The following is a 2,866-nucleotide window of genomic DNA, read 5'->3' as shown; positions in this document are numbered from 1 at the left end:
CGGCACCGGTGACCTCCCCACCGTCCAGGCCGCCGTCGACGCCACCCCGGACCACCCGGACCGGCCCTGGACGGTCGTCCTCGCCCCCGGCACGTACCGGGAGACCGTCGGCGTCCCCGAGACCAAGACCGGCCTCACCCTGCTCGGCTCCACGGGCGACCCGCGTGACACCGTGATCGTGTACGACAACGCCTCCGGCACGCCGCGACCCGACGGGTCCGGCACGTACGGCACCTCCGGCAGCGCCACCGTCACCGCCGCGCCCGACGGGTTCACCGCCCGCCGCCTCACCTTCGCCAACGACTTCCTGCGCGCCGACCACCCGGAGATCACCGCGCAGCAGGCGGTCGCGCTGCGGGTGCTCGGCGACCGGAGCCTGTTCGACCGCTGCCGCTTCCTCGGCCACCAGGACACCCTGCTCACCGACACGCGCCACCGCACGCTCACCGCCCGGCAGTACTTCCACCACTGCTACACCGAGGGCGACGTCGACTTCGTCTTCGGGCGGGCCACCGCCGTCCACGAGGGCGGCGAGTTCCACACGCTCGACCGGCCCGTGGACTTCACCCCCTACGGCTTCGTCTTCGCGCCCAGCACGGCCGCCGGGACCCCGCACGGCTTCCTCGCCGTGCGCTGCCGCCTCACCAGCGCGGCACCCGACGGCGCCTACAAGCTCGCCCGGCCCTGGGTGCCGAGCAGCGACCCCACCGCGTGGCCGCGCCTCGTCGTCCGGGACAGCTTCCTGGACGCCGGGACCGACGCCGCCGCGCCGTACGCGAACATGCGCGAGCAGTACCCGTGGCAGAGCTTCCTGTTCCGCGAGTACGCCAACCGAGGACCCGGCGCCAGGGTCACCGTGCCGGAGAACCGGCCCCGGCTCACCGCCGCCGAGGCCGCCGCGCACACGCCCGGGGCGTACCTGGGCGACTGGGACGCGCGGGCCGCCCTGCGGCGGGCCGCCTGACCGCCGGCGCGCACCCCGGAGGCACGGGCGGCACGGACGGCCGGGCGGCACGGGCGGGCGTCAGAGCCTGCGGGTGGCCATCGTGAGCCGGTCCCGGGCGTCGAACAGCGCGTCCAGGATGGTCTGTTCGTGGGCGGACGTGAGCCGGGCCACCGGCACCGAGCAACTGATCGCGTCGCGCGCCGGGGTGCGGTACGGGATCGCCGTGCCGAAGCACCGCAGCCCCAGCGTGTTCTCCTCCCGGTCGACCGCGTACCCCTGCTCGCGCACCTGGTGCAGCTCCTCGATCAGCCGCTCCCGGTCGGTGATGGTGTGCTCGGTCAGCGCGGGCAGCGTCTCCGGCAGCAGCTCGCGCACCTGGTCGTCGGAGAGGGCGGCCAGCAGCGCCTTGCCGAGCGAGGTGGCGTGCGCCGGGAGACGGCGGCCGATGCGGGTGAAGGGCCGCAGGTAGTGCTGCGACTGACGGGTGGACAGGTAGACCACGTTGGTGCCGTCGAGGCGGGCGAGGTGGATGGTCTCCGTGGTGTCGTCGGAGAGCCGGTCCAGGGTCGGCCGCGCCGCCGCCACCACCTCGTCCCCGTCGATGTACGAGGTCCCGACCAGCAGCGCGCGCACGCCGATGCCGTACCGCGTGCCGGTCGCGTCCGTCTCCACCCAGCCCAGCTCGACCAGGGTGCGCAGCAGCATGTACAGGCTGGACTTCGGATACCCGACGGCCTCCTGCACGGCGGCCAGGCTGTGCATGCCGGGGAGCCCGGCGAAGTACTCCAGCAACTCCACGGTCCGCACGGCGGACTTGACCTGTGCGCCACCCGTCTCGGCAGTCGGCATTCCCCTTGACCCCTTCGAACGCCCGCAAATAGAGTTCCTGTCATTCATACACAGGAATGCGGTTCAGAATAGCGAACGCACACCGGTCGTCCCCGGCCGTCGCGGCGGACGGGCGCACCGGCGAGAACCGGAGGAACCCCACCGTGACCGCAGTACCAGTCTGGAGCGTCGATCCCCGAACCGGGAAGCGCCGGGAGCAGGTCGCCCAGGAGGCCACGTCCGAGGACGTGGACCGCGCCGTACGCGCCGCGCACGACGCCCGCGCGGCGCTGGCCGACCGCCCCGCACGGGCCGCCCTGCTGCGCACCGCCGCCCGTCTCCTGGACGAGGCCCAGGGCGAGGTGGTGGGCACGGCCGACGCGGAGACCGCCCTCGGCGCGCCCCGCCTGACCGGCGAACTCGCCCGCACCACGGCCCAGTTGCGGGCCTTCGCCGACATCGTCGAGGAGGGCGGCTTCCTCGACGTGCGGATCGACCACGCCGACGACACCCGTACCCCGCCCTGGCCCGACCTGCGGCGCTGGAAGGTGCCGCTCGGCGTCGTCGCCGTGTACAGCGCCAGCAACTTCCCGCTCGCCTTCTCCGTGCCCGGCGGCGACACCGCCAGCGCCCTCGCCGCGGGCTGCCCCGTCGTCGTCAAGGCCCACCCGGACCATCCGGCCACCTCCGAGCTGTGCGCGTCGCTGCTGCGCCGGGCCGCGGCCGAGGAGGGCCTGCCCGAGGACGTCGTCGTCCTCGTCCACGGATTCGAGGCGGGCGTCACGCTCGTCGGCCACCCGCTGGTCGCCGCCGCCGGGTTCACCGGATCGGTACGCGGCGGCAGGGCGCTGTACGACGCGGCCGCCGCGCGGGAGGTGCCCATCCCGTTCCACGGCGAACTCGGCAGCCTCAACCCGGTCCTGGTCACCGAGGCCGCCGCGGCCGAGCGCGGGGAGGAGATCGGGACCGGGCTCGCCGCGTCGGCGACCCTGGGGACGGGCCAGTTCTGCACCAAGCCGGGCTTCGCGCTGGTCCCCGAAGGGGCGGCGGGCGACGGCCTGGTCAAGGCGCTCACCGAGGCGGTGGCCGGCG

At 74.6% G+C, this 2,866-nt stretch carries 3 protein-coding genes; 2 read left to right on the top strand and 1 reads right to left on the bottom strand.

Going from position 1 to position 2,866, the window contains the following annotated elements; translation table 11 throughout:
• A partial coding sequence (locus tag HW445_RS25040; RefSeq protein WP_180223192.1) for a pectinesterase family protein occupies nt 1-964 on the top strand: 964 nt, incomplete at its 5' end.
• A gap of 60 nt (nt 965-1,024) precedes the next feature.
• Here HW445_RS25040 and HW445_RS25035 read toward each other — a convergent pair.
• On the bottom strand, nt 1,025-1,795 hold the full coding sequence (locus tag HW445_RS25035) for an IclR family transcriptional regulator (RefSeq protein ID WP_180223191.1): 771 nt from the start codon (nt 1,793-1,795) through the stop codon (nt 1,025-1,027).
• A gap of 143 nt (nt 1,796-1,938) precedes the next feature.
• Here HW445_RS25035 and HW445_RS25030 point away from each other — a divergent pair.
• Nucleotides 1,939-2,866 (top strand): aldehyde dehydrogenase family protein (locus HW445_RS25030; protein ID WP_180223190.1); only part of this gene is annotated, 928 nt, incomplete at its 3' end.

The sequence above is a fragment of the Streptomyces sp. UH6 genome (genome assembly GCF_013421635.1).
Taxonomy (GTDB): Bacteria; Actinomycetota; Actinomycetes; order Streptomycetales; family Streptomycetaceae; genus Streptomyces; species Streptomyces abyssomicinicus.
Note: the sequence above shows the minus strand (reverse complement) of the source record. Positions and strands in the feature narration are given on the sequence as shown.

Bases quoted from the DNA above. Each gene is read 5' to 3' on its own strand.
- HW445_RS25035 (WP_180223191.1), bottom strand. From the start codon at position 1,795: ATGCCGACTGCCGAGACGGGTGGCGCACAGGTCAAGTCCGCCGTGCGG.